The organism is Pantoea folii (genome assembly GCF_056678875.1).
Window position 1 is genome coordinate 226,446 of sequence record NZ_JBWXON010000002.1, and the last position, 26,794, is coordinate 253,239.

Here is a 26,794-nt window from a genome sequence, read left to right on the forward strand (position 1 = left end):
GGTGCGTGTCAGGATGAAAAAAACGCAATAGCAGGGGAACATAATGGAAAACGCAGTGAAAAAGAGTGCCTTGGTGGTCAGTGCCCATTCCGCTGACTTTGTCTGGCGCGCAGGCGGGGCCATCGCGTTGCACAGTGCGAGCGGCTATGACGTGCACGTCGTCTGCCTCTCTTACGGGGAGCGCGGTGAGTCGGCAAAACTGTGGCGCAAAGGCAATATGACCGAGCAGACCGTCAAGCAGCATCGTCAGGCCGAGGCCGAACGGGCCGCGGATGTGTTAGGTGCCAGCATTGAGTTCTTCGATCTCGGCGATTATCCCCTTCGCGCGGATAAGGAAACGCTGTTTCGCCTCGCCGATGTGTTTCGCCGCGTACAGCCTCACTTTGTGCTGACGCATTCGATTGCTGATCCTTATAACTACGATCATCCGCTGGCGGCCAATCTCACCCAGGAAGCACGCATCATTGCGCAGGCAGAAGGATATCGTCCGGGAGAACCGATTATCGGTGCACCGCCGGTTTACTGTTTTGAACCGCATCAGCCTGAACAATGCCTGTGGAAACCGGATGTGCTGCTGGATATCACCTCGGTTTGGGACAAGAAATATCAGGCGATTCAGTGCATGGCCGGGCAGGAACACCTGTGGGAATACTACACGCGCGTGGCGCTCCAGCGCGGTGTGCAGGCCAAACGCAACACAGGGATTACATCCACGCGCGTCATCACCCACGGCGAAGGCTATCAGAGTCTGTTCCCACGGGTGACGGAGGATCTCTCATGATTGCGGTCAATCAGAAAGGCATCGTTGTTAAGCAGATTGAGCGGGCCGATTCGGCTCTGATTGCACAATTTGCCCGTGCCGGAGTGGCGACCGTCCACGAAGCGCAACAGCGGCAAGGTCTGCTCAATGTGCGGATACGACCAATCCAGCAGGGTGTCGCGATAGCCGGCAGTGCGGTCACGGTGCTGGTTTCTCCCGGTGATAACTGGATGTTTCATGTTGCAGTCGAACAGTGTCAGCCGGGCGATGTGTTGCTGGTGTCACCGACCTCGGATTGCCATGACGGCTTCTTCGGTGATCTGCTGGCCACTTCATTAAAGGCGCGTGGCGTAGTGGCGCTGGTGGGCGATATCGGTATCCGTGACAGCCAGACCCTGCGTGAGATGGGTTTCCCGGTCTGGTCACGTGCGGTATTCGCGCAGGGAACGGTAAAAGCTACGCTGGGATCGGTGAACGTGCCGATTATCTGTGCAGGCCAGCTGATCTATCCCGGCGATATAGTGGTTGCCGATGACGACGGCGTGGTGATTGTGCCGCGAGCGGATGCGAACACCGTTGCCGAGGCAACCCAGCAGCGGGTCACCAATGAGGAGAGTAAACGAGTAAGACTGGCTGCCGGGGAACTCGGGCTGGATATTTATCAGATGCGTGGCGCGTTAGCGGAGAAGGGATTGCGCTACGTGGAGTCTCTGGATGCCCTGCAAAAGAGTTCGCTATGAAACAGACGCTGATACCCTGTGTGTTAATGCGAGGCGGCACCTCCAAAGCCGCCTGTTTCCTGGCCAGCGATCTGCCAGAAGCGGGGCCGCAACGAGACCGCGTGTTGCTGGCCGTCATGGGTTCACCCGATCCCCGTCAAATTGATGGCATCGGTGGGGCTGATCCGCTGACCAGTAAAGTGGCGATAATTTCTCCCTCCACGCGGCCTGATGCAGATATCGATTATCTTTTTGCGCAGGTTAACGTGCATCAAGCGGTGGTCGATTATGGACAGAACTGCGGTAACATCCTCGCCGCCGTGGCGCCTTTTGCCATTGAGAAGGGCCTGATAAGGGCACAGGGCGACATCACGCGCGTGCGCATCTTTATGATCAACACCGGGCAAATCGCAGTGGCGCAATTTGCCACGCCCGATGGCACGGTGGAATATCAGGGCGAGACCCAGATAGACGGCGTGCCCGGTTTTGGCGCAGAGCAAATTTTGCAATTCGAGGATATTGCAGGATCCAGCTGCGGATCGCTGTTACCGACCGGTGAGGCGCGTAATCGGTTTGACGGGATTGAGGTGACCTGCATCGATAACGGTATGCCCGTGGTGATCCTGCGTGCTGAGGATGTGGGATGCACTGGACAGGAGACCCGCGAACAGCTGGAGAGTAATGCTGAGTTAAAAGCACGCCTGGAATCCATCCGCTTACAAGCGGGTCCGCTGATGAATCTCGGGGATGTGACGAAACGAACCGTGCCGAAAATGACCCTGATTGCTCCGCCCGCTAATGGCGGTGCGCTATCCACGCGAACATTTATTCCCCATCGCTGTCATGCTTCTATTGGCGTACTGGGCGCGGTGAGTGTCGCCACAGCCTGCCTGATCCCCGGTTCCGTGACGCAGGGCATCGCGCAGATTACCGATACCAGGCAGCAGCGTCTGGCGGTAGAGCATCCCAGCGGCGAGTTTAGCGTGATGCTGACCCGTGATGAGGCAGGGAAGGTGACGCAAAGCGGCCTGATACGCACGGCACGCTTGTTATTCGACGGGCGGGTCGCCATTCCAGGCTCACTCTAAAACACGAATTACCCTGCACGCTGACGTTCTCCGTTGCTGACAACCTTATGGGTTGTCGGCATTCTTCATTCGATTGCCAAAATCTTCGTTTCCACGCGTGACTGCGTGCTCCCACTCACACTGCCTGACCAGACTCCTTATCTGCCTTAATAAATGTCGCCTGATTCATTATTAATGTGACAAGTGTGCGCACGGTGTGTCTTTAATGTTACGAGTCGGTATATTTAATACAGAAGTTTTTAAAGATTTAATGGCGCAGAAATTAAGTGTTCTGAAAGTGATAATTGTATTTGGTTTGTTAAATTAAATCATTCCGGCTGTTATTAAAATACAATAACTCAATGCTTGTTAAAATTACGTATTATTGATGTTGAGCTTATGTCTACGGTAATTGTAACCCTGCTAAATAATAAGATAATCGCATCATTACGGGCTGTACACCGATTCTTTCACTCTTCAGCGCATCATAATTAACGCTCAAAAACACGCTAAAACCTTGAATTAAGTTGATTAAAATCAAAGATTCCTCATAAGTTAACGCTCTCATTACATTTAATTCACATGAAAATCATTCATTTATACAGCGAATTTTTTCTTTTTGTTACAAGTTACCCCTTTAATTTGGATGCCTTTGTGTAAACGAAAATATAGAATAATTTACAGAAAAATTCTTATTACGAGCCGTGTCGATACCTACGCCTGCAAGTGTTATCGACAGACATTTCGTTAACAATCATGATTTATTTTCCCGTTCTTTCTCCGGAACGAACGCCGAAGTGAATATCCTATTTCCCAGACGTCACCTGTCTGGAAATTAAACTGTGGTTGTTGCTCGTGGTTAAGAGAAAGACGACAGTGCGGCACCGATTTCAACTTGTTATGCACGAGCTTGCTTCATCTCACTTCATAACATGTGAAACGGCGCTGGATTGCCGTTAACTAATTCGGTCACTCAAAAAAAGAAGATAGTCATGCTAAGTAACGATCTTACATCGCTGATCACGCGTATTGACTTCGCGCTAATTTCATCCATTCACATCATTTTTCCCCCGCTAACCATTGGACTGGCTGCACTGTTGTTCATCTCTGAACTGATGTGGGTCAGGAAGCAAGATGAGCAGTGGTATCGCCTGTGTCGCTTCTTTGAAAAGCTGTTTATCGTTAACTTCGGTGCTGGCGTGGCAACCGGTGTCACCATGGAAATGGCCTTTGGCATTCTTTATGGTCGCTTCTCGCAGGCTGCCGGGCCGTTCTTTGGTCAGGTGCTCGGCTATGAGACCATCACCGCCTTTATGTACGAAGCCGGCTTTATCGGACTGATGATTTTTGGCTGGGGCAAGATCAGCAAAGGGATGCACCTGTTTGCGACCTTTAACGTGGCGCTCTCTTCTACGCTTTCTGCGATGTGGATCCTGGTGGCTAACTCCTGGATGCAAACGCCAACCGGTGTTGAACTGCATAACGGTATTTTCATCGTAACTGACTGGCTGGCCGCGCTGTTTAATCCGAATGCGCGCAGTGCTTTCCCGCACATGCTGCTGGCAAGCTTCGAGCTCTCGCTGTGCTTCGTGGTGGCGACCTGCGCCTGGTATGTTCTGAAACAGCGTCATGTTGATCTGTTCCTGAAGCCGCTGAAATATTCACTTATGGCGCTGGCCGTGGTCGCCGCCGTTCAGATCTATATGGGTGACGTGCTGGGTGAAGCCACGCTTGAACATAAACCTGCCGCACTGGCAGCAATGGAAGGGCACTACGATACCTATGATTCAGCGGGTAACGTCAACAGTGCCTGGCACATCCTGGGTTGGCCAAACAAAGAAGGCACGGGCCTCGCATGGTCTATCGATATCCCGCACGGTTTAAGCCTGATTGAAACCAAAACCTGGAACGGTACGGTAACGGGCCTGAACAGCTTCCCGAAAGATCAGCAACCGCCTGTGGTATTGCCATTCTACGCCTTCCGCGCCATGTCAGGTGCTGCGGGTGCCATGTTGCTGGTGAGCCTCTGGGGCGTCTGGCTGATTGCACGTCGTCGCATGACCGCTGAGCTGGCTCCGCGTAATAAGCTGTTCCTGGCGCTGGCCGTTATCATGGTAGTCCTGCCTTATATCGCAGTGATTGCGGGCTGGTGGACGCGCGAAATTGGCCGTCAGCCGTGGATCGTTTATGGCCTGATGCGCACCGAAGACGGTATGAGTCCAATGACCCTGGGTCTGGCAATCTTCTGGCTGGTGGGCTTTGCCATCTTTGAAACGGCTGTGGTCGCGGGCACCATATGGTTCCTGGCGAAAGTGGTGCGTATTGGTCCTGATTTGACCAGCAAAATACCGGGCGAGGGGCATGAGCATTTGGGTCACCTTGAAATGCCTGCCAGTGGTCATGCTGACCATCCTGAATATATCCGTCCGGTTTGATGGGAGAATAAATCCGTGGACATGCTTAATTCGACTCAGCACTTCCTGATCATCGCCTGGTGGTTAGCATTTGGTATCAGTGTTCTTTTATATATCGCGCTGGATGGCGCCGACCTGGGGGCGGGGATCTTCTCGCTCTTCGTCCGCGACCATGATGAACGTGGCGCGATCATGTCGGCAATGGCCGGCACCTGGGATGCCAACGAAACCTGGCTGATCGTCGCCGGTGGTATTATGTTCGGCACCTTCCCGTTTGTGTACGGTTCGGCATTTAGCTACCTGATGGTGCCAATGGCGCTGGTGTTGTGGGGCATTATGTCCCGCGCGGTGGCACTGGAGTTTCGTCATCTGGCCTCGCCATTCTGGCAGAAGTTTTCTGACGGCATCTTCGGTGTCGCCAGTCTCGCGGTGACTTTCTTTGGTGGGATGAGCGTTGGTGCGTTGCTGCAAGGTTTCCAGATGGATTCGCCTGCACAGGGTGTACCAACTTACGTGGGTGGCGCATTTAACTTTATTTCAGCTTTCTCCATCTGGACCGGCGTGGCTTCCTGCGTGGCAATGACGCTGGCAGGCGTGCTGTTCGTACGTGCTCGCTTCGAGAAAAATGAACCGATTCGTCAGGATGCAGCACGTTGGACGGCGGTGATCTTCTGGTTAGCTATCGCTGCCGTGGTGATTACCTGGGTGTGGAGTGCGGTGATCTTCGACTGGGCACGTGCGAAATGGTTTGGTCCGCATTTCTGGATCTGGGGCCTGTTTGGCTTAATCGCTCTGGTCTGTATTGATCAGGTGCGTCGTGACACCCTGAAGGACAAAGATTTTGCAGCGGTGATGTGGTTCAATGGCGCGGCATTTATTCTGGGCTTCGGTATGTTACTCACCATGTTCCCATGGATCGTGCCAGGCACCTGGACCATCTGGGCGGGCGCCAGTCCACAGGTTTCGCTGATTACCTTCACCATGACCATGGGCGGTTTTGTTCCGGTAATGCTGATGTACAACTGGTATCAGATCTGGGTATTCCGCGGCCGTATCTCCAAGCTGGTTGGTCACGGGGGACACTAAGACATCATGTCTGCTAGTTCCCCTCCAAGTGGAATGGCAGCCCGCCTGGCGGAACGTTGGCTTTCGAGCCTGCGCCGCCAGGCAGGCGGTTTATTTTCACTGTCCATCAGTATGGCGGCGCTCAATGCCATACTGATGATTGCACAGTGTTGGCTGTTAGCCTGGCTAATCAGCAACGCCGTCCTCGGTGGTAAAACCTTCACCGCGCTATTGCCTTATCTCTTATTGCTGCCGGTTGTGATGTTGCTGCGCGCGGGTATCGATATCCTGCGCCAGGGTTTTGCGTTTGAAGCCTCAGCACGTATCCGTCAGGGATTGCGCGGGATGTTGTTAGACCGCATCGCCACACTGGGTCCCGCCTGGAGCCAGCATCAACGTACGGGCAGTATCGCCAGCTCACTTGGCGAAGGCGTCGAAGCTATCGAAGCTTACTTTTCCGGTTTTCTTCCGCAAAAAATCATCATCGGCATTGTGCCGCTTGCCATTCTGGTTGCGCTTTTTCCTTTTGACTGGGTTTCTGGCTTGATCATGTTGATCACCGCGCCACTGGTGCCGTTGTTCATGATCGTGGTAGGAAAGGGCGCGGAGAAAATGAGCCTGAAGCAGTGGCACAAACTCAGCCTGATGAGTGCGCACTTCTTTGATGTGATTGCTGGCCTGACAACGTTACGCCAGACTCATGCTGCACGCCGACAAGCGAACATCATCGCAGCGATCTCGGACAGCTATCGTCAGACCACCATGAAGGTGTTGCGGCTGGCATTCCTTTCATCATTGGTGCTGGAATTTTTTGCCACCATCAGCACCGCGATGGTGGCGGTGTATGTTGGATTCCGTCTGTTCTATGGCGAAATGGGCTTCCTGCCGGGGCTGTTTGCCTTGTTGCTGGCACCGGAATTTTTCCGCCCGCTGCGCGATTTGGGCACGCACTATCATGCCCGAATGGATGCGATTGGCGCGACGGAAGGTCTACTGGCGATCCTCAATGCTGAAGCGCCGGAATCGTCACAGGGTAATGACGCGCTCCCGGTGAAACCGCGTGAAATCAGTCTTGAAGGGGTGAGCTATCAGTATGCGGAGGGCGGCGGCGTTACCGATGTTTCCTTTACTTTACGCAGCGGGGAAACACTGGCGATCGTCGGCACCAGCGGTGCCGGTAAAACCACCTTATCGCGAATGCTACTGGGCTTTATCGCGCCGAACTCAGGACGCATCGTCATTGATGGCAAGGATCTTTCTTCATTAGATCTTCCTGCATGGCAGCAACAGATTGGTTGGCTCCCGCAGCGACCCACTATATTTGCCGGTTCGATTGCGGAAAATATTCTGTTGTCGCGTTCGGGTATCAGCCAGGCAGAGGTTGAAGCAGCGGCACAGCTGGCTCAGGCTGACACTTTTATCCATTCGTTGCCGGCGCAATATGATTACCGCCTGGGTGATGGTGGAAAAGGGCTGTCCGGTGGGCAGATTCAGCGTATTGCAATGGCCCGCGCCGTATTGATTTCGCCACCGGTGGTGATACTTGATGAACCTACGGTCGCGCTGGATCGCCAGACGGCACAGAATATGATTGCCTCCTTGAGTGACTCATTACCGAACAGTGCACGCTTAATCATCACCCACGATACGGAAATCGCTGCCACAGCTGACCGAATCATCGTGCTGGAAAAAGGGCGGGTGGTTGAATCGGGGACGCCGCAAGCATTGCGCGATCAGGCTGGCGTCTTCGCTGAACTCGAGCGTCTGCAAACAGGAGACCTCGCATGAAGGATCTTTGCCATCTCTTGCGCATGGCGCGTCCATGGCGTTTCCGCATGGCGGTGGGAATATTGCTCTCTGTGGTTGTGATTCTCTCCAACGTGGCGCTGCTCGCCTTATCAGGCTGGTTCATTACGTCCATGGCGCTGGCGGGCGTAGGCTCACTGGCACTGGAGTTTTTCACTCCGGCTGCAGCGATTCGTGGGCTCGCGGTATTGCGTACCTTCGCGCGTTATCTGGAAAGATTGGTGACGCACGATGCAACTTTGCGCTTGTTGTCGGTTTTACGTGTCTGGTTCTATCAGCAGTTAGCCCATCTTGCGCCTGCGCGACTGCAGGATTTTCGCGATGGGGATGTGCTGGCGCGTTTTCGCGCTGATATAGATAGCCTCGACAATTTCTATCTGCGTATTCTGACGCCGGCCATTGCAGGGCTGATCTCGTCGCTCATCATTTTGGCAGGAATTTGCTGGTTCTCACCTTCAGTGGCCTTGATTGATGCGGTGGTGCTGATACTTGCGGGCGTGGTCGTGCCGTGGATTGTGGCCTCGCTGACGCAAGCCAGTGGCAACCAGATCGCTACCGTGCGCTCATCCGTTCAGGCCGCATCCACCGATTTGGTGCGTGGATTAGCAGAGTTACAGATGGTTGGCGCTGTTAGTCATCAAACCGATCATCTGCGCCAGCTTTCTCAGCAACTGATCAGCGCACAGCGTCGGCAAGCCTGGATCAGCGCCAGCGGCGGGGCGATCTGCGCCTTAATGGGACAGCTCGGGTTATTTTTCGCCTTTATCCTGCTCTTCAACACTGGGCACGCAACCGGTATTACTGCCAGTGAAATCGTGATGTTGCTGTTCACCATCCTGGCGAGTACTGAAGCGGTGGCTGGGTTGCCCGCGGCCTTTGCTGCCCTTGGCACTACGCGCGCAGCGGCACGCCGTCTGTTCTCCATGACGGAGCTGACACCGGCGATTGTCCTGCCTGAAACCAGCCCGATGCCGGAGAGCAGCGAATTGTCATTTTCGGCCGTGACAATGCGTTACACGCCTGATGCGCCTAATGTACTGGACAAGCTGAGCTTTACCGTGCCGGTCGGCCATTGTCTGGCGATTTTAGGTCCCAGCGGAGCAGGAAAAACCACCGTACTGAATCTGGTGCAAGGATTCTGGGAAACGACAGCAGGGGATGTGTCTATCGGCGGTCGTCCGGTCAGGGCGCTTTCTGAAGATACACTGCGTCAGATGATCTCGGTGGTTGGCCAGAAAACCTATCTCTTCAACGCATCGATTCGAGACAACCTGCGCCTGGTTGCACCGGATGCGGATGACGAGGCTTTATGGGAAGCACTGGCGCGCGCCGCTTTAGACGGCGAAGTCCGCGCATTTCCTCTGGGGCTCGACACCCTGGTGGGAGAGTTAGGAGGGCGTCTGTCTGGTGGTCAGGCCCGCAGGATTGGGATTGCTCGCGCGTTTCTTTCCCATGCGCCGATCGTGTTGCTGGACGAGCCCACTGAAGGGCTAGACGCAGTAAATACCGAATTAGTACTTAACTGCTTGAAAGAACTCATTAAGGGTAAAACCACGCTGCTGGTGACCCATCAGATCCAGCCACTTTCCCTCGCGGACAGTCGGTTACTGCTCGATAAACAATAACAAGAGCAGGGATCTGTTTTTTGGTTTATTTACATCTGCTTAGGGGCAATCTGAGCAGATGCTTAATCAATACAAAAATAAACTTGTGAGACAACTGACCAGGGATCACCATGGATAAAATGACAAACTCCAAAACCCGACGAAAACATATTCGTTTCCCACATCTGCTGATTGATCAAATCGAAGAGAGTATGAAGAGCGAAAACATTCAAAACTTCTCAGCCTGGGTTGTCGAAGCCTGTCGTCTGAAAGCGCGGGAAGCCGGCAACGGAAAGAAGTAATTCATCATTTCCCGTCGGTGGCAGGTCATCATCGCTGACGTGTTGCGGACGGGAAACTGACTCTTCAAATTTTCATTTCAGGCCTGTGGCCGATGCCAGAAACCGTCGCATTAATGGAACGCTATAGAGCACATCCAGCGCAACAAAACGCACGCATTTCCCAGGCGGTCACCTTAACTTAGACAGATCATAAAAGTACGGATAATGTATATTATGTTAAATAAGGTATCAAATTGCGCACTCCAGACTCCGCTGGGCTATCTCCTACTGATATTTGATTGCGTTGCTGTGAATGGCCAGCGCCCCATGCTGACGTAAACGACTTACGTTTCTCATTTGTCATCGAACCCTCCACTCTGCTCAGCCATTCACATCGTAAATGGCTCAACATGGGCCGTGCCGCTTAACTCATGAAAACTGCTCGCTCGTATGAGACAAGTCCACATGAAGGCACCCTATATGTGGTCTTCAATGTAGAGTTATCTTCACTCTCATCCTGATAGGCGTGGCTAAGTTATCAATACCCCCTTCATTAATCGTTTAAAATGCCGCCAAATTAAGGCGTCGCTACGCCAATCTTTGGCAATAATCCCTCAAATAAAATCTCAGAATTCACGTAGCGACGTCAGAGAATGCAGCGTTCAGCCAGTGTCCTAAACCGACAATCATTCAAATCCCGATATGATTCTTAACCGCTATCTCAGGCGTTTTTCCTGCCATCAACTACAGTTAACTGATTCAAACCCCAGCAAAAAAAACATCATGCCCTTTTCGCTCACCACACATCTGTTCGCGCGGCTACGTCTGTTGATATCGATTGTTGCCGGGGTCGTCTGCTATTTCTTACTGCCTGCAAAACTGGGAGAACTGCAACGCGTGCTGATTGGCTGGAATGTGCTGGCGTGGCTTTATCTGTGGTTTATCTGGTTTCGCATGCTGCGTACCGATGCTGGCGAGATCAAACGTATCGCTCAGATGCAAGATCAGAGCGCTGCGTTAGTTTTGGGTATGGTCATTGTGGCCTGCATGATCAGCATCGTGGCAATCATGAGCGAACTGCCGGCGCTCAAACATCTCACCGGCACGCCACGCGTGTTACATCTGCTGCTGACGGCCATGACATTGATTGTCTCATGGGCATTACTGCCAAGTTCGTTTGCCATGCATTATGCGCATCAACACTATTTGCATCGCAGTCAAAATGTCACGCCCATGATATTCCCGGAAAAACCGGACGAACCGGCATACTGGGATTTTCTCTATTTCTCATTCACCATCGCGGTTGCATCACAGACCGCTGATGTGGCAACGGGCACCACCGAAATGCGCAAGCTGGCGCTGCTGCAATCGGTGATCTCGTTTATTTTCAATCTGGCCATTCTGGGATTGTCGGTGAATGTGGGGGCCGGATTGCTGAGTTAACGCTTAACGACGTCCTTTATTAATTGAGGCAGACCAGTTGAAGTCACTGACTTCGCTGGCAGATTGCGCTTCAGGTTTCTTGCGGCGCGCAGGTGTTTTCTTTGCTTTGTCCGCTTTGGCTTTTTCTTTGGCTAGCTTGCTGGTCATGACTTGCTGACGCGCATCTGCGGTATATTCTTTCTCTTTTTTCGCATCAGGCTCTTTACCACTGCGGTGGCGATGTTTTTCCATTAACCCTTTGAAGATTTCATCCACTTCACTTCGCTCAGCTTCATTGAACTGGTCGATTGAAATCATTTTCTTATCGCTCATCGCGTTATTTCCTCAGTAAATGGCTAAGCTCAAGTCTACACCATTGCTGCTGGCACGGCTTTCTTGTAATCTTGCCCGCCAATCATCCGCCTGCAAATTAGGACGTAATATGACCTCTCACTCTTCTAAAGATCCCATGCACGGCGTGACGCTGGAAATGATTGTTAATGCGTTAGTGGTGCGTTATGGCTGGGTTGAACTCAGTAAACTCATCAATATTAACTGCTTTAAAAACGATCCCAGCGTAAAATCCAGCCTCAAATTCCTGCGTCGCACTCCATGGGCGCGTGCTGAAGTGGAAGCGCTGTACCTGGATTCTCTGGATGAACCCGACAAACTAGATTCAGCTGACAGCGATTTTAATCCCTGGACCCAGAGCCACTAATAATCACAGCGGCTTACTCTCTCTTCCCCCTTTCCTTTTGATGACAACCTTGCCAGCGTCATCACATTTTCCAATGACAGGCTGCCTTGTAACTTCTTTTCTCGCGTGACAATATCGATACATGTATATACATGTATCGCCTATTGCAAACACAACTGATAAACAAAAATAACATAACGCACTGCGTTCATTGTTTCAGCGAGGAAACTATGTCAGCCGAATCACCTGCAGCCGATTATTCAGGCAGAGAAAACCAGCGCCTGTCTGAAACCCGCTCCATCGATTACATTCCGCTCCGCGAACGCCATGGCCACCCTTTTAGCCAGTTCACACTCTGGTTCGGCGGTAATCTGCAAATCACCGCCATTGTCACCGGTGCGCTCGCCGTGGTGCTGGGCGGCGATGTGGTGTGGTCGCTTGTGGGCCTGTTAGTGGGCCAGATTATTGGTGCCGCCATCATGTCGTTGCATGCCATTCAGGGCCCACGTCTTGGCTTACCGCAGATGATCACCAGTCGCATGCAGTTTGGCGTGTTTGGTGCGGTGATCCCGCTGCTGCTGGTATGCATTATGTATGTTGGATTTTCGGCAAGTGGCACCGTGCTGGCCGGTCAGGCACTGGCAAAGCTGATTAATGTGAGCAACGCGACGGGTATGATCCTGTTCAGCGCCATCATTGTGGTGATTGCGGTGCTCGGTTATCGGGTGATTCACAAGCTGGGTAAAGTGGCGAGTGTGATCGGTGTGCTGGCCTTCGCTTATCTGTTCATCACCCTGCTTTCCACGCATAATTTGTCGGCCGTGTGGCAAAATCAGCACTTCACGATTGCCAACTTCCTGCTGGCCGTTTCACTCTCATCCTCCTGGCAGATAGCCTTTTGCCCGTATGTGTCTGATTACTCACGCTACCTGCCGGCTAACGTCTCGGCGAAAAAGCTGTTCAGTTCGGTGTTTTTCGGCACCGTTTTAGGCACCCAAGCCTCAATGACGTTGGGCGTGATTGTGGCGGCGATTGCCGGAAAAGCGTTTTCCGGTAATGAAGTGGGATATATCGTGGGTCTGGGCAGTAGCGCGACCATGGCAATGGTGATCTACTTTGCTATCTGTTTTGGCAAGATTACCTTCACTACTCTGAATGCTTACGGCAGCTTTATGTCACTCACCACCATCGTGTCAGGCTTCCGGCAGCAAACGTCCCTCAGCCGTGGCGGTCGGGTTCTGTTTGTGGTGTTGATGGTCACGATCGCCTGCATCATCGCCCTGATCAGTGAACCGGCCTTCCTCAAGTCGTTTACCCATTTCCTGTTGTTCCTGCTGGCCTTCTTTGTTCCGTGGAGCGCAATCAGCCTTACCGATTTTTATCTCATCACCAAAGGGCGCGTGGATATTCCGGCACTTTCACAGCCTGATGGTCGTTATGGGCGCTGGAACTGGGCAGGGATTGTGGTCTATTTCCTGGGTGTGATGGTGCAACTGCCGTTTATTGATAATCCGCTGCACCATGGCTCATTGACCTGGATATTTGCAGGCAATGATGTGTCGTGGATTATTGGCTGGTTTGTCACCGCATTGCTGTGGTTAGCCGCACGCCGACTGGATCGTCGGGGCGCGTTGGCAGAGTCTATCTATCCTGTAGAGTGACGTTGTCACGGCCGCCAGTTCAGGCGGCCGTATGACTTACTTATCGTTGGTAAACCGTACCACAATGGTGGCAGCCCCCAAGGTATGGCCTTTCAATTTGGCGATCAACTCATCATGTGTTAGTCCGCCAGGTAATTGATTTACCGGCAAATCTGTTGCCACCATCACGAAGTTATAATGATGTATGCCACTTCCCACTGGTGGGCATGGACCGTAATAACTTGTGGTGCCCGGCGAATTCTTACCTCCAGTGTATCCTTCGCCTTTACTTAATTCGCCCTGCGCAAACTGCGTGCGATCCGCCGCGATGTTATAGGCCACCATATGTGTCACGCCTAAGCCTTTTCCTCCTACGGGATCGGTCAGCATCAGCGCAAAGCTACGGGTGCCGGCCGGTGCATTTGACCAGCTTAGAGCGGGAGATACATTGTCGCCGGTGCATGACGGGTTACTTTTGTTGTTGCCTGCAAAGGTTTTATCCAGCATGGCACTGTCGTTAAAATCCGATGATTGCAGCGTAAATATCGGGGCAGCCAGCACGGTTCCCGGAAGCAACGCCAATAATAGTGCGCGTTTGAACATCATCATTTCTCACTCCTGTTGATGAAAAAATCAGCCAAAACATCAAGTATATAACCTGCTCACAATCATGCTGCAGGCTACACTGCTGAAAGTCCTCTTTGAAACCCCAGGAGCATCGGATGCCAGCCTCTTCACTCGCGTTGTTTACCGCCGCCACGCAGCAATGGTTTCGCGACACCTTTAAAGCGGCGACGCCCGCACAACAGGAAGCCTGGCGAGCCATTTCGAGCGGCAAAAACTGTCTGGTGATTGCACCTACTGGCTCTGGTAAAACGCTGGCGGCATTTCTCTATGCGATTGATGCCCTGTTTCGTGAACGCAGCGCCGAAGATCTCCCCGAACGAAGTCACAGAACACGCATTCTTTACCTCTCTCCGGTGAAAGCGCTGGCGGCGGATGTTCAGCGCAATCTGCAACGGCCTTTAGCGGGGGTGGCTGAAGAGCGGCGCAAACGCGGTGAAGCCGAGATCACCCTGGAGGTGGGCATGCGATCGGGCGATACGCTCAGCAGCGAGCGGGCAAAATTACAGCGTCGCCCACCGGATATTTTGATCACCACGCCCGAATCTTTATTTCTGATGCTGACATCAAAAGCCCGCGACACACTGCGTGGCATCTCTACGGTGATTGTTGATGAAGTACATGCCATCGCGGGCAGCAAACGCGGCGCGCATCTGGCGCTCAGCCTTGAACGGCTGGATACGCTGCTAACGCACCCTGCGCAGCGTATCGGCCTCTCCGCCACGGTAAAACCGCCTGAGGCCGTAGCACAGTTTCTAGGGGGGAGTCGCGAAACGCTGATCGTGAATCCGGCCGCACAGCGTCCATTGCAGCTCACCATCCGCGTGCCTGTTGAAGATATGACGGATATTCAGCAGCGCCCCGATAGCCGTTCAGTGCAGGATGCCACACTGTCCGCGGGATCCATCTGGCCACACATTGAAGCCGGGATTCTGGATGAGGTATTACGCCATCGCGCCACTTTGGTGTTCACCAATTCCCGTGGGTTGGCTGAAAAACTTACCGCGAGGCTGAATGAGCTCTACACGCGTCGCCTCGGAGAAAAGCCCACTGCGCCAGAAGAATCCTTTGCCTATGGTTCCTTTACCGGCGGTACAGAGAAACGCACCGTCACACCGAATGACTTATTGGCCCGATCCCACCACGGTTCTGTTTCTAAAGAACAACGGCTTGAAATTGAAAACGCGCTAAAAGCGGGCGAGCTGCGTTGCGTGGTCGCCACATCAAGTCTGGAGCTGGGTATTGATATGGGCGATATCGATCTGGTGATTCAGGTGGGTGCGCCCCCTTCGGTTGCCAGTGCACTCCAGCGCGTCGGGCGCGCGGGTCATCAGGTCGGCGGTACGCCAAAAGGCATCATCTGGCCGCGCACCCGACGCGATTTGGTGGATGCGGCTGTCATTGTTGAGTCGATGTTGGCGGGTGAACTCGATGCGATTACCCTGCCACACAATCCGCTGGACCTGCTGGCTCAGCACACGGTCGCCGCAGCCTCAATGGACACGCTGGAAATCGACAGCTGGTTTGAGCTGGTACGGCGTGCAGAACCGTTTAAAACGTTACCACGTCACGTATTTGAAGCGGTGCTAAACATGTTAGCCGGGCGCTATCCTTCCGATGAGTTCGCCAACCTGCGACCCCGCCTAATTTGGGACCGACAGAATAATACCCTGACTGGACGGCCTGGCGCGCAGCACCTGGCTGTCACCAGCGGTGGCACCATCCCGGATCGCGGGATGTTCAGCGTTATGCTGCCCGAAGGTGAAGAACAGACGGGCGCACGACGCGTCGGGGAACTGGATGAAGAGATGGTTTATGAGTCGCGGATTAACGACATCATTACCCTTGGCGCAACATCATGGCGTATTCAGCAAATCACCCATGACCAGGTTGTGGTGGTGCCTGCGCCGGGCCGTTCAGCGCGTCTGCCATTCTGGCACGGCGACAGTCTCGGCCGTTCAGCGACACTGGGTGAAGCGATTGGTGGTTATTTACGACAGGCCCATAGTGAAACGTCACTGCCCGGTGACAGTCTTGACGCCAATGCCCGACACAATATTAACAGCCTTATCGCCGAACAAATTCAGGCAACAGGCGAATTGCCTACCGACCGCAGCTTGTTGATTGAGCGTTGTCGGGATGAAACCGGCGACTGGCGCGTGATCCTGCACTCCCCTTATGGTCAACGCGTGCACGCGCCCTGGGCGCTGGCGGTGGCAGAACGCATTGGCCGCATCATGGGGATCGATCCGGCTGTGGTCGCCAGCGACGACGGTATCGTGGCACGCTTCCCCGATAGTGACGGTCGGGTGCCGGGTGCCGAGCTCTTTTTATTCGAACCTGATGAACTACAACGTATCGTCATGGCATCAGTCGGGCATTCTGCGCTGTTCGCCGCACGTTTTCGCGAATGTGCTGCCCGCGCCCTGCTATTGCCACGCCGCAATCCCGGCAAACGTTCTCCTCTCTGGCAACAACGTTTACGCGCGAGCCAGTTGCTGGAAGTGGCGCGTCAGTTTACAGACTTCCCGATCCTGATTGAGACGGCACGCGAATGTTTGCAGGATGTATACGACCTACCCGCGCTGCATCACCTGATGGCGCGGTTACATCAGGGTGATGTGCGGTTGACAGAAGTCACCACCGAAACGCCCTCGCCGTTTGCCGCACCGCTGCTGTTTGGCTACGTCGCCGAGTTCATGTATGCCAGTGATGCACCGCAGGCTGAACGACGCGCTTCAATGCTGGCGCTCGACAGCAATCTGCTGAGTGATCTCCTGGGTCAGGCGGAGATGCGTGAGTTACTGGAACCCGCCGTGATTGCACGGGTTGAACAGGAGTTACAGCGCTGCGTGGCAGAGTATCAGGCGCGCACTATTGAGGCTCTGGTGGATATGCTGCGCGAACTGGGTCCGTTATCAACCGAAGAACTTGTTGCACGCTTCAATGGCGATGAGCCCCTTGAGCCCGGCTTACACGCGCTGCAACAGGCGCAGCGGATCGTCAGTGTGAAAATCGCGGGTATCGCACGCTGGGCAGTGGCTGAAGATGCGGTACGTCTGCACGATGCGCTGGGTTGCGTGTTGCCGACAGGCCTCCCGGCTGCACTGCTCGAACCGGTCGTCCGACCATTGCAGGATCTATTAGGGCGCTACGCCCGCACCCACGCCGTGTTTACCAGTTTGCAGGTGGCTCAACGCTTTGGCCTCGGTCGCGCCGTTGTGGATGAAGCTTTGGATCAGCTTCGCCAGCAAAATAAATTACTTAAAGGCGATTTTCTCGCTTCAGGATCTGATGAGTCCACGCAGTGGGCAGCAGAAAGCGTCTTTCGCCGCTTACGTGTGCGATCGTTACAGTCCGCGCGCGACGCCACTCAACCCGTTGCACCGGCCGCCTATGTGACGTTTCTGCTTGAGCGTCAGGGGCTGTTGAGTGATGCAAACGCGCGACAGCCACAAGGCGCTTTCTCCGGTCTGAATGGCGTAATGAGAGTCGTTGAACAACTGGCAGGCGTGGTGCTGCCGGTATCACTGTGGGAATCGCAAATCTTCCCTGCACGCATTCGGGATTATCAGCCAGCCATGCTGGATGAATTGCTCTCATCGGGAGAGGTCATTTGGGTCGGTCATATTTCATCAAATGTGCAAGACGGTCTGGTTTCCCTGCATTTAAGTGAATTCGCCAGCGAAACCTTGCCTGCCCCGGACCATTCAGTGACATTGTCACCTATTGAAAATAAGTTAGTGACGCTGATGCAGGATGGCGCGGGTTGGTTCGTCAGACAACTGATGCCGCGCATCACTGATACTGAGGATAGCGATGAACTGATTGAGTCGACAGACGTGTATCAGGCTCTTTGGCAACTTATCTGGCGCGGCGTCCTCACTATCGATACCTGGTCGGCACTGCGTAATCTCAGCCAGATTGCCAGCACGCCCAAACCGCGCCTTGTTCGTGCACGTCACGGACGGCACAGTCGATCCAGTTTTAGCGCCAGTCGCCCGGTCGAATCACGACTCTCACTTCACGCTATGGCTGGTCGCTGGTCGTTGATCCCCCGCCAGCCGATTGCTGACACCGAACGTGCGCTGGCACTGGCAGAAAATATGCTGGATCGATTTGGTGTCATCACGCGTGGTGCCGCAATCGCCGAACAGATTCCCGGCGGCTTTCCGGCGCTGCAACCGGTGTTGCGCGGGATGGAAGATGCCGGGCGACTGTTGCGTGGGCGTTTTATTGCAGGCATGGGCGCGGCACAGTTTGCCGATAACCCTGCTATCGATCGTCTGCGTCAACTCGACGCTGGCAAGTCAGTGCGACATCCCCCTGTCGTATTATCCGCAGTTGACCCCGCGAACCCCTTCGGTTTAACACTACCATGGCCGCTCAGCCTCACAGGAGCCAAACCCACGCGCCGTGCGGGTGCTTTTACGGTCATCGCCAGTGGTCGTGTCCTGCTTTACCTTCCCCCTGGAGGTAAAGAGCTGATGACCTTTGATGCGCAGGATGGCGACGAAGATCTTCATGCCGCACTGGTTGCGCTGGGCCAGGCGTTAAGCCGCGAAAAGCATCTTAATTTCACGCTGGAACGGGTTAACGATCGACCCGTCGGACAATCCAACCTGCTCGCAGCGTTGAAAGAGGCGGGTTTCTCACGTGTCCCCAAAGGTTACAGTTGGTACGGTTAATAAGCGCGCTGACGATAATCCTGCAGTTGCATTCTTTCCAACTGGCGCGGCGTGGCAATGGGCCACGCTTGCTCAGGAAACAGGTAAAGACGAATGCTAAACAGATGAAACAGCGGTGTGAGTAACCCGTCATCCTGCTTTGCCAGCCGCTCCAGCAGCAGCAACAGCCAGTCGAGTTCGTCCAGCAAATCCTGGTGTGGTCGTGTTTGCAGCGATTTCAGACGCCGTTTCAGAAACAAGGCAAGCTCGTGAAACATCTGTCCACTGTCCAGCTGATGTTTTGCCAGCAGATCTTTGTGTCGCGCGTAGTAATCAAAGCTGTTAACGCCCAGCCACACCTCCGTTAACAACATCCCGGCGGTCGACATATCCGGCTGTGGATCGAGTCGTAAACGTGGTAACACCACGTTGACCTTATCCAGCATCAAACTGATGAAACGCTGTCTGCCCAGCAGCGATGAACCGGTACGTTCAAGTTCCTTGATAAAGCGTAATAGCTCACGTAACCCCTGACGAACCGCACGACGCGCCGTCCATGAAGGCCGTTTATTACGCATCAATACAGTCATAATGACGGCAAATAGCACGCCAGCCAACGAAGCAATCGCGTTGTTAATCAACAACACCAGATCGGGCTTAAGATGATGGCCTAAACCAATAAAGCCGGGAATCTGGATAGCCACGCTGATGCCAATCATATTGGTTGAGGGGCGTGCAATCATCAGGCCGAGTATCAGCAAGCCCGGCACCAGACAAATAATCAACGCTTCAAATGAGGTGGCCTGCGGTAACAGCAACGCCACATAAATCACGCTGATGAAGATGGCCACAATTACACCGCGCACAAACAATTTCATTGAGGTCAGTGGCGTATCCATACTGGCAAAGAGCGAGCTCAGGATGGCAGCCATTACGGGTGCTGAGGCACCGTCGTGCCAACCCGTGCCAATCCACAGTAAACAGGAACCAAAAATCGCGCAAAAGGCGGTTAAGGCCGACAGCCTGATCAACCCTTTGTCATAGAAACGATGGGTACGTTTGCCGCGTGCGGGTGTGGTGTCACCCGAGAGATCGCTGACCAACCCGCCGACGCTTTGATAAGCGCCCGCAATGCGGACAAAGTCCGCCACGCGCTCCAGCAAACCGGTAAACAGCAGGCAGTGTTCAATCGGTAGCTCCCCGCTACGCCAGGCCTGGTTGATATCACTCTGACAACGGCTTAATTCCAGCTGGATACCGCTGGTTTCGCCCACGGCTTCGCCATCGTTGAGCCAATGCAAAAACAGGCGGAATGCTACCGCGACGTTGTCCGGGAAGGTAATCTGCAATGCCGATAATCGCTGCAGGCGTAGTTCAATCGCAGTGAGCGTGGGGATTAAATAAGAGAGATGTTGATACTGCACGCTGACCAGACGAATCAAACGGCGCGCGGCATCACCCTCGTAAACACAGTGCGTGATCAAAATTTCCACTTGCTGCGGATTGGTCGCCATACGCGTCAGTATTTCATCGCGTTCGGGGGACTTATCCCCCGGAATACCGGACAGCAAATCGTGGCAAAGTTTGCGCGCATTCAAATACCACTGGCTGACACTCTGTTCCAGCAAACTACGCATCGAGACCGGAAACAATAGCGCATGTACCAGGCTGCTACACACAGTGCCAACAGCGATCTCTTCAATGCGGGATAACACGGTATTGGTGATAGACAGCGGCGTCATCACCTCAGGAAATCCCATGATGGCAGCGCTGTAACCTGCCAGCATGAATACATAGCTTTTTGGCGTGCGATCGTGCAGGGAAAGGTACAGGCACACACTCACCCACAGTGAGATAATGAAGCTAAAAAGTAAGGGGTGTTCAACAGTGACGGGAAAAACAAAGAAGATAAACACGCCGCCTAACAAGGTGCCGAGCATGCGAAACAGTGATTTCGAAATGGTGGACGCAGAGTAAAGCTGAGAGGCAATGAAAACCGTGGTAATGGCCCAGGCGGGTTTATCCAGGTTGAGTTCCAGTGAGAAGTACAATGCCAAAATGGCAGCCAGACAGGTTTTTACAGCAAAAAAAACGGCGTTTTTTGAAAACCACTGCATGACAGTATTGAGACCAGACGGCACTAAGTGCGGCGTATCCTGCCAGAATATTCAATCTACTCACGGCGATAAATATGTCAGGTTGTTACAGCATCAAAATTGGTGATATTGGCAGGCAATCAATATCAGGGTAATTATTAAGGGTTACTAATGGACTAGATGCAAATTCAGCTTCTATTTACAGAATCTCTCTGATTTATAAGCCTATTGCTTCACAACCTGTCATCAGTCGTATAAATGTGTCCTGGATCACACTTTTCTAAACAACCTCAATGATTACAACGGCTCCATAAAAACATTTCGCGCAATCTGGCGCAGAGCATTGCGCCAGATCATCGCAAGGGGGACTCAGTCACTTAGTACCGTTACCCAGTTCGCATCTTTACCAGCAGGCGCTTCACCCACACGCTTTAACGAACCACTTTTGGCATCAATGGCGTAGCTGCCTGTCACTGCGCTTTTTTCACCGCTGGCGATCAGCCATTTGCCGTCCGGTGTTATGGCAATACTGCGCGGCTGCTTTTCTACCGGCCAACTACCTATCAGCGTCAGTTTGCCACTGTGTTGATCAACGCGGTATCCGCTCACCGTGCTGCTGGTGCGTTCGGTCACAAACAGGAAATGACCGTTTGGCGTCAGATGAATATCGGCTGACCAGATGCGTGGCGTGGTATCGCTGTAACCTGCCGGTCGCTCACGTCCATGTTGCAACTTATACTCTGTGGCTACGGCGTTGGGGGTTTCGCTGACTTTGACCAGTTCGCCACTCGGCTCGCGACGGAACTGGGTGATGATGCCGCCCATCTCACCGACGTTATACAGATAGCGCTGATCCGGTGATAACACCGAATGACGCGGGCCATTTTCGTCGGCGGTTTTGACATAACCGTTGCCCAGCGCGCTGAGTTCCCCCTCCTCGCTCAGCTTCAACTGCAATACGCGGTCAGTACCGAGATTGCCGACGTAGGCGGTTTCACCGGCATTATCAACAATCACCGAATGTGCCGCATGGCCCGTCTTGTAGCTGCCCACCGGCGGTGCTATCACCTTGCCATCTTTGGCTAGCCGATAGACATGCACCACATCGCCATCATAGGAGGCGCCCAGCAGGAATCGCCCCTGTTTATCGGTGCTGATATAAGGATAACTGGCCGTGGCAGGCACTGCAATCCTCTGATTAAGGTCGCCCGTCGTGCGATCGATCTGCCAGCTCACCAGTTGCAGTGGTTTACTGCGAATGGCCGCGTATAAATGCTGGTGGTCAGCACTCAACGCCAGCGGCATCACTTTTCCGCCTGCCTGAGTGCGCCCCATCAACTGCAATACGCCGGTTTGTTCGTTCAGCGTGTAGCGGGCGATGGTGCCATCATCCGCTTCTGATACGTAGACAAAAGTTTTTGCCAGCAATGGTGCGCTGAGCGCCATCGCCGTAAGTAATGTGGCTATCTGAAAGGTTTTCTTCATTTAATGTCCTCAGCGAACCAGGGCCGGACGTTTGGCGTCAAAACGCCAGTTATCAATCAAAAACTGCATGCCCAATGCATCGTTGCGGTTCTTATCGGGCAGTGCGTTATAGAGCGCATGCGCCTGCTCGACGCGTTCCATATTCAGTTCAATGCCCAAACCTGGCCCCGGCGGCAGCTCCAGATAACCATCACGAATTTGCGGTGGCTGGTGGCTGAGTGGCTGGCCATCCTGCCATATCCAGTGCGTATCGAAGGCGGTTTGACGATCGCCGGGCGCTGCGGCACCAAGATGGGCCACCATCGCCAGTGAAACATCAAAGTGATTATTGGAGTGGCAACCGGTAGTAAGGCCCCATTCGTTACACAGCTGCGCGACAACGTTGGCGTTGCGCATTGTCCAGAAATGGGGATCGGCGAGCGGGATGTCGATGGCGTTGAGCTGCAGAGCGTGCTGCAGCTGCCGCCAGTCATTGGCGATCATATTAGTGGCCACCGGCACGCCAGTGGCGCGACGGAATTCGGCCAGGGTCTCGCGCCCGGAATATCCCTGCTCTGCGCCACAAGGATCTTCCAGGTATGGCACCTTACCTGCCAGCTGTTTACCAAAGCGAATCGCTTCATCCAGCGACCAACTGGCATTCGGATCCACGGTGACGCGAGATTGTGGAAACCGCGACAGCAAGGCTTCCACGGTTTCGACTTCCTGCTCGCCATGCAAGACGCCGCCTTTTAGCTTGAAGTCCCGAAAACCGTATTGTTCTACTGCGGCTTCTGCGAGCCGTACCACTGCTGCACTGTCCATTGCCGGTTGATGACGTAACCGGAACCAGCCATCCGCTTCGTCATCACCCGAACGGTAGTGCATGTTCGTGCGTTGACGATCGGCGATATAAAACAGATAGCCCAACACCGGAATACGCTCTCGTTGCTTACCACTGGCGAGCAGATCCGCTACCGGTAAATCGAGGAATTTACCCTGCAAATCGAGCAACGCAGCCTCAATAGCCGCCGCCGCGTTGTAAAACTTCTCTGGATTCATTTGCGGAATATGAATGTCATTGGTGTGCAAGGTGTGTTGCTGCCGCGCGTCGCTGGCGAACAGTTGGCTCAACGTGGCGTTAGCACGCATCAGTGAGCTACCGATAATCAGCGGGCGAAAATGTTCCAGCAGTTGCAACGTTGAAGCGTGGCACGGCGTTTCCCCCACGCCGCTGTTGCCTGCTGAATCGGTAAGGATCACCAGAATGCGCGTGAAATAGCAGTTATGCGCCCCGCCGATGTTCAGCAGCATGCTGTCGTATCCGGCAACCGGAACGATACGCATCGATTTAATGACTGGTGTGTCGGACATGGTTTCTCTCCGTGTGACCGAATGCAGGGGGAACAGGTTTGCGTCGCAGCAGCAGCCAGACACCGGTGATAACCGACACGCTGGTCAGCGCATACAGCCCGCCGGTGGTGCTGCCGGTATGAAGTTCAAGATAGCCAAACACGGTGGGTGCAAAGAACCCGCCGAGGTTACCGATGGAGTTGATCAGGGCAATACCAGGCGCGGCGATTGAAGCAGGTAATTCGCTTTGCGGCATTGGCCAGAAGAATGCCGCGCTGACTTTCGAGCCAATGCAAGCGACGATCATCGCGACAAAGCCAAACCAGGGTGTGCCGGTGGTGGCCATAAAGGTGCCGCACGCGGCAATCAGCATCGCAAGACCCAGCCCTTTATCCAGCTTATCGCGGTAGCGGTCGGTGGTTTTACCCAGCAGGAACAAGGCAACAATGGCACATAACCACGGAACGGCGGTCAGCAAACCTATTTCAAAGCTGTTGTAACCCTGAATACGCTGGATGATTTGCGGCAGCCAGAAGACCAGGGTGTAACCGGTCATGGTCATGGTGAAAAAAATCAGACAATAGAACAGTAAGCTGCGATCGCGCAATAAACCCCAGCGGCCGTGCTCTTTAGCATGTACGTCACGAGCTGCATCCTCTAACGCTAACTGTGCTTGCAACGCACGTTGTTCTGCTGGGGTAAGCCATTTGGCATCCTGCGGTTTAGAGACCAGCACTAGCGCGGCCAGCAAACCAATCACAATCGATCCGCCCCCTTCCAGGAACATCACCCATTTCCACCCGGCTAGCCCGTTCACCTCATGCAGCATCAGAATGGCGCCAGTTAAGGGGCCGGAAAACAGAAAGGCGCTGGCGGTGGCACTCAGCACCATCGCGGTGGCACGACCGCGCCATGCGTTCGGCACCCATTGGCGAAAGTAGAATAAGACGCCAGGGAAAAATCCCGCCTCTGCCACACCCAACAAGAAGCGCAGGACATAGAAATGCAGCGGCGTGCTAACAAAACCGGTTAACACCACCACGATGCCCCAGGTAATCATGATGCGCGTCAGCCACACGCGTGCCCCGAGTTTTTTCAGCATCATATTGCTGGGCACTTCGAACAGCGCATAACCAATAAAGAACAATCCTGCGCCCAGACCAAAGGCTGCGGCACTGATCCCCGCATCCGTCTGTAATTCGGCTTTGACGAATCCAATGTTGGCTCGGTCAATCTGGTTAACAATCAGCATCAGCGCCAGCATCGGGATGATGCGACGGAAAAACTTAGCGATTGCGGAGGCGATATGCGTGTCGTGATCTGCTGCTAAATCATAAGATTGTTGAACCGTCATGCGTCACCTATTGGGTTAATTGCACCGCTATAGGTATACGCAGTCGATTAAAGAGCAGTTATGTGAGAATGCCCGAGACCGTTTGTGCAGATGTTGAAGGGGCTTTTATGTTCAATGCGTTAGCGGTTTTCCCAGCGTAAAGTTTTGTGTGGGTTTGTGCGCTGGCTCACTGGGAAGATAGATACCTCCCAGCGCTATTAGAGCAATGAGTCAGTTTTTCGTTTTTTAGGTCGTTTGACGTCAGTGGTTAAAAATACATTGTTAGTCGCCACGCTGCGAGTCAGAGACTGGGCGATTGATTCCTTAAGCGCAGGGAAATCATCGAAAATCGGGTTGTTATTTATTTGGTCACTTATGATATCTGCGAATTGCTCAATGATATCAGCAGGCTTGATGATTTTAAGCTCACGCGCAAACTTCAGCAGATTATCTCGATTGGGGAATAGTTTGCTTTTATTTAATTTAAGCGCCAACTCTTTATCAGTAGTTGGATAAATGTCTGTATTGACCACGTCATAGAGTGGGGATAACTTGGGTGATCCATTATTTTCACTTGCATACAGTAATGAAAAATTCTTCAAATGCGCGTCACCGTTGCCTACCATGCAGCTAAAAAGAACATAGCGCCAATACAACTCAACCTGGGACTGATCGCGCGTAAATAAACTCACAATTTTCCCACCGGTTTCATAAGAACCACTGTATTTATGGTCTGATGTTTTCCCTGATAGCACACAGAAGTCCTCCATTGCCAGACGTCTATTATGCTGAATATCAAAGCGTTCCATAATAAAAAGTTCTTTATTATCAGAAAGCCAAAAATCGGCAACTGGCAAGCCACAAAGCTTCGCCAGGGACATACAGATAAATTCATTTTCCGCTAATCGTGGGTACTCTTCATCACCCGTTTTCGCTATAAGATTTGGGTACAACACGGTACCACGATTCTCAGTGCTGATCATTACCTTAGGCTGCACACCCGAAATGGAGGTTTGTAGCAGGTATTTATTTAGCAAATATTGAAAAGCGCTTTCTTTATGATCCCAGCGAAGCAAATCATCCAGTTTTTCCGGTGAAGGCCGCGGAAAATCGATCTCACTTTTATACGATAATGCGCCTATTCCAGTGTCCTGCTGTAATGCGAGGAAAAGCATATCACTCACGTTCCCCACATAACGGCGTAAACGTTCAGCGATGTGGTAGCGAACATAGCCTTCAGGTATGTTCATCTCAAAAATATTAAATAATCGACTACCGTTATAACTGATCCGATTTTCCGTCAACATGGTAAGCGATACGGGGCGTGCCATTTCAGAGAAATAACTGAAATTGTAACTCCCCCGTTCATGCAACAATCTTCCGCTGTACTCACCCCCGCTAAACACGTCAATGTAACGCAGTGGCTTTGCCAATTGGTTGAAATCAGTCATCGTTAAACAATTCCTCCAGTTCATCCAGTTGCGGTATGCCCGCAGACTGCACGGAAAGTTTTAGTTCGAGCGTATTGAGATACAACGTCAATACTTTGAGTGACCCAGAATAAAGGCCGTTCTCAATCTGCGAGATCACGGTGCGGTGAACACCCGAATGCAAGGCTGCTTTGGCTTGCGTCCACCTTTTCGCTTTACGTTTTTCCTGGCACTTTCTGCCAATATCTTGCATGCCTGGCAGCATACGCCTCCAAATGTTGTTATATAGCAACATATATGTAAAAAACACCTAATTGTTATTATATAGCAACATTTCAAGATTGCGACAAAC

Annotated in this window: 20 protein-coding genes; 12 read left to right on the plus strand and 8 right to left on the minus strand. The window is 53.0% G+C overall.

Translation table 11 applies throughout. The annotated features are described in order from the left end of the window. Positions 1–43 precede the first annotated feature (43 nt). The 9 genes from AC1MDE_RS04555 to AC1MDE_RS04595 all read left to right on the plus strand — a co-directional run bounded on the left by AC1MDE_RS04555 (position 44) and on the right by AC1MDE_RS04595 (position 11,159). Positions 44–781: a PIG-L deacetylase family protein gene (locus AC1MDE_RS04555; RefSeq protein ID WP_479400891.1), complete on the plus strand. Its 738-nt coding sequence runs from the start codon at positions 44–46 to the stop codon at positions 779–781. Next, positions 778–1,500, plus strand: coding sequence for a 4-carboxy-4-hydroxy-2-oxoadipate aldolase/oxaloacetate decarboxylase (locus AC1MDE_RS04560; RefSeq protein ID WP_479400892.1), 723 nt, complete (start codon positions 778–780; stop codon positions 1,498–1,500). The genes AC1MDE_RS04555 and AC1MDE_RS04560 overlap by 4 nt, the downstream gene beginning before the upstream one ends. Next, the gene (locus tag AC1MDE_RS04565) at positions 1,497–2,567 is read left to right on the plus strand and encodes a 4-oxalomesaconate tautomerase (RefSeq protein WP_058960543.1); all 1,071 of its coding nucleotides are present in this window, start codon (positions 1,497–1,499) and stop codon (positions 2,565–2,567) included. The genes AC1MDE_RS04560 and AC1MDE_RS04565 overlap by 4 nt, the downstream gene beginning before the upstream one ends. Positions 2,568–3,538: 971 nt before the next feature. Beyond that, positions 3,539–4,981 (plus strand): cytochrome ubiquinol oxidase subunit I, encoded by a 1,443-nt coding sequence (locus tag AC1MDE_RS04570; RefSeq protein WP_058960544.1) that lies wholly within the window; start codon positions 3,539–3,541, stop codon positions 4,979–4,981. 21 nt (positions 4,982–5,002) lie between these two features. Beyond that, the gene (locus AC1MDE_RS04575; protein ID WP_064511344.1) at positions 5,003–6,046 is read left to right on the plus strand and encodes a cytochrome d ubiquinol oxidase subunit II; all 1,044 of its coding nucleotides are present in this window, start codon (positions 5,003–5,005) and stop codon (positions 6,044–6,046) included. Between the two features lie 6 nt (positions 6,047–6,052). After that, the gene (cydD, locus tag AC1MDE_RS04580) at positions 6,053–7,813 is read left to right on the plus strand and encodes a thiol reductant ABC exporter subunit CydD (protein ID WP_480344334.1); all 1,761 of its coding nucleotides are present in this window, start codon (positions 6,053–6,055) and stop codon (positions 7,811–7,813) included. Then, on the plus strand, positions 7,810–9,456 hold the full coding sequence (cydC, locus tag AC1MDE_RS04585; RefSeq protein ID WP_480344335.1) for a thiol reductant ABC exporter subunit CydC: 1,647 nt from the start codon (positions 7,810–7,812) through the stop codon (positions 9,454–9,456). Before cydD ends, cydC begins: the two co-directional genes overlap by 4 nt. A gap of 110 nt (positions 9,457–9,566) precedes the next feature. Beyond that, on the plus strand, positions 9,567–9,737 hold the full coding sequence (locus AC1MDE_RS04590) for a YlcI/YnfO family protein (protein WP_072050617.1): 171 nt from the start codon (positions 9,567–9,569) through the stop codon (positions 9,735–9,737). Positions 9,738–10,499: 762 nt separating this feature from the next. Further along, a complete protein-coding gene (locus AC1MDE_RS04595; protein ID WP_034823528.1) occupies positions 10,500–11,159 on the plus strand; it encodes a DUF1345 domain-containing protein in 660 nt (219 codons plus the stop codon). Between the two features lie 3 nt (positions 11,160–11,162). On the opposite strand, the gene AC1MDE_RS04600 is transcribed toward AC1MDE_RS04595, so the two are convergent. Continuing rightward, a complete protein-coding gene (locus AC1MDE_RS04600) occupies positions 11,163–11,471 on the minus strand; it encodes a hypothetical protein (protein ID WP_479400895.1) in 309 nt (102 codons plus the stop codon). Between the two features lie 109 nt (positions 11,472–11,580). Here AC1MDE_RS04600 and AC1MDE_RS04605 point away from each other — a divergent pair, with 109 nt between their 5' ends. Beyond that, on the plus strand, positions 11,581–11,856 hold the full coding sequence (locus tag AC1MDE_RS04605) for a VF530 family protein (RefSeq protein ID WP_479400896.1): 276 nt from the start codon (positions 11,581–11,583) through the stop codon (positions 11,854–11,856). Between the two features lie 209 nt (positions 11,857–12,065). Next, positions 12,066–13,496, plus strand: coding sequence for a purine-cytosine permease family protein (locus tag AC1MDE_RS04610; protein ID WP_479414543.1), 1,431 nt, complete (start codon positions 12,066–12,068; stop codon positions 13,494–13,496). A 36-nt stretch (positions 13,497–13,532) separates the two neighbouring features. Here the strand turns inward: AC1MDE_RS04610 and AC1MDE_RS04615 are convergent, their stop codons facing one another. After that, on the minus strand, positions 13,533–14,084 hold the full coding sequence (locus AC1MDE_RS04615) for a YbhB/YbcL family Raf kinase inhibitor-like protein (RefSeq protein ID WP_479400898.1): 552 nt from the start codon (positions 14,082–14,084) through the stop codon (positions 13,533–13,535). A gap of 113 nt (positions 14,085–14,197) precedes the next feature. Between AC1MDE_RS04615 and AC1MDE_RS04620 the strand changes: the two genes are divergently transcribed. Beyond that, on the plus strand, positions 14,198–18,787 hold the full coding sequence (locus tag AC1MDE_RS04620) for an ATP-dependent helicase (protein ID WP_480344336.1): 4,590 nt from the start codon (positions 14,198–14,200) through the stop codon (positions 18,785–18,787). On the opposite strand, the gene AC1MDE_RS04625 is transcribed toward AC1MDE_RS04620, so the two are convergent. From AC1MDE_RS04625 to AC1MDE_RS04650, 6 genes are all read right to left on the minus strand, one after another. Next, on the minus strand, positions 18,784–20,883 hold the full coding sequence (locus tag AC1MDE_RS04625) for an FUSC family protein (protein WP_480344337.1): 2,100 nt from the start codon (positions 20,881–20,883) through the stop codon (positions 18,784–18,786). The genes AC1MDE_RS04620 and AC1MDE_RS04625 overlap by 4 nt on opposite strands. 348 nt (positions 20,884–21,231) lie before the next feature. Then, positions 21,232–22,347: a lactonase family protein gene (locus AC1MDE_RS04630; RefSeq protein ID WP_480344338.1), complete on the minus strand. Its 1,116-nt coding sequence runs from the start codon at positions 22,345–22,347 to the stop codon at positions 21,232–21,234. 9 nt (positions 22,348–22,356) lie between these two features. Further along, positions 22,357–23,700 (minus strand): enolase C-terminal domain-like protein, encoded by a 1,344-nt coding sequence (locus AC1MDE_RS04635; protein ID WP_480344339.1) that lies wholly within the window; start codon positions 23,698–23,700, stop codon positions 22,357–22,359. Next, complete coding sequence (locus tag AC1MDE_RS04640) at positions 23,678–25,033, minus strand: MFS transporter (RefSeq protein ID WP_058960554.1); 1,356 nt, start codon at positions 25,031–25,033, stop codon at positions 23,678–23,680. The genes AC1MDE_RS04635 and AC1MDE_RS04640 overlap by 23 nt, the downstream gene beginning before the upstream one ends. A 197-nt stretch (positions 25,034–25,230) precedes the next feature. Further along, positions 25,231–26,463 carry a type II toxin-antitoxin system HipA family toxin gene (locus AC1MDE_RS04645; RefSeq protein WP_058960555.1) on the minus strand — a complete coding sequence of 411 codons (1,233 nt, stop codon included), beginning with the start codon at positions 26,461–26,463 and terminating at the stop codon, positions 25,231–25,233. After that, the gene (locus tag AC1MDE_RS04650; protein WP_234473204.1) at positions 26,456–26,695 is read right to left on the minus strand and encodes a helix-turn-helix domain-containing protein; all 240 of its coding nucleotides are present in this window, start codon (positions 26,693–26,695) and stop codon (positions 26,456–26,458) included. The genes AC1MDE_RS04645 and AC1MDE_RS04650 overlap by 8 nt, the downstream gene beginning before the upstream one ends. Positions 26,696–26,794: the final 99 nt, after the last annotated feature.

Bases quoted from the DNA above. Each gene is read 5' to 3' on its own strand.
- AC1MDE_RS04625 (WP_480344337.1), bottom strand. From the start codon at position 20,883: ATGCAGTGGTTTTCAAAAAACGCCGTTTTTTTTGCTGTAAAAACCTGT.
- AC1MDE_RS04600 (WP_479400895.1), bottom strand. From the start codon at position 11,471: ATGAGCGATAAGAAAATGATTTCAATCGACCAGTTCAATGAAGCTGAG.
- AC1MDE_RS04605 (WP_479400896.1), top strand. From the start codon at position 11,581: ATGACCTCTCACTCTTCTAAAGATCCCATGCACGGCGTGACGCTGGAA.
- AC1MDE_RS04630 (WP_480344338.1), bottom strand. From the start codon at position 22,347: ATGAAGAAAACCTTTCAGATAGCCACATTACTTACGGCGATGGCGCTC.
- AC1MDE_RS04650 (WP_234473204.1), bottom strand. From the start codon at position 26,695: ATGCAAGATATTGGCAGAAAGTGCCAGGAAAAACGTAAAGCGAAAAGG.
- AC1MDE_RS04565 (WP_058960543.1), top strand. From the start codon at position 1,497: ATGAAACAGACGCTGATACCCTGTGTGTTAATGCGAGGCGGCACCTCC.
- cydC (WP_480344335.1), top strand. From the start codon at position 7,810: ATGAAGGATCTTTGCCATCTCTTGCGCATGGCGCGTCCATGGCGTTTC.
- AC1MDE_RS04555 (WP_479400891.1), top strand. From the start codon at position 44: ATGGAAAACGCAGTGAAAAAGAGTGCCTTGGTGGTCAGTGCCCATTCC.
- AC1MDE_RS04560 (WP_479400892.1), top strand. From the start codon at position 778: ATGATTGCGGTCAATCAGAAAGGCATCGTTGTTAAGCAGATTGAGCGG.
- AC1MDE_RS04590 (WP_072050617.1), top strand. From the start codon at position 9,567: ATGGATAAAATGACAAACTCCAAAACCCGACGAAAACATATTCGTTTC.
- AC1MDE_RS04640 (WP_058960554.1), bottom strand. From the start codon at position 25,033: ATGACGGTTCAACAATCTTATGATTTAGCAGCAGATCACGACACGCAT.
- cydD (WP_480344334.1), top strand. From the start codon at position 6,053: ATGTCTGCTAGTTCCCCTCCAAGTGGAATGGCAGCCCGCCTGGCGGAA.
- AC1MDE_RS04645 (WP_058960555.1), bottom strand. From the start codon at position 26,463: ATGACTGATTTCAACCAATTGGCAAAGCCACTGCGTTACATTGACGTG.
- AC1MDE_RS04620 (WP_480344336.1), top strand. From the start codon at position 14,198: ATGCCAGCCTCTTCACTCGCGTTGTTTACCGCCGCCACGCAGCAATGG.
- AC1MDE_RS04610 (WP_479414543.1), top strand. From the start codon at position 12,066: ATGTCAGCCGAATCACCTGCAGCCGATTATTCAGGCAGAGAAAACCAG.
- AC1MDE_RS04635 (WP_480344339.1), bottom strand. From the start codon at position 23,700: ATGTCCGACACACCAGTCATTAAATCGATGCGTATCGTTCCGGTTGCC.
- AC1MDE_RS04575 (WP_064511344.1), top strand. From the start codon at position 5,003: ATGCTTAATTCGACTCAGCACTTCCTGATCATCGCCTGGTGGTTAGCA.
- AC1MDE_RS04595 (WP_034823528.1), top strand. From the start codon at position 10,500: ATGCCCTTTTCGCTCACCACACATCTGTTCGCGCGGCTACGTCTGTTG.
- AC1MDE_RS04570 (WP_058960544.1), top strand. From the start codon at position 3,539: ATGCTAAGTAACGATCTTACATCGCTGATCACGCGTATTGACTTCGCG.
- AC1MDE_RS04615 (WP_479400898.1), bottom strand. From the start codon at position 14,084: ATGATGATGTTCAAACGCGCACTATTATTGGCGTTGCTTCCGGGAACC.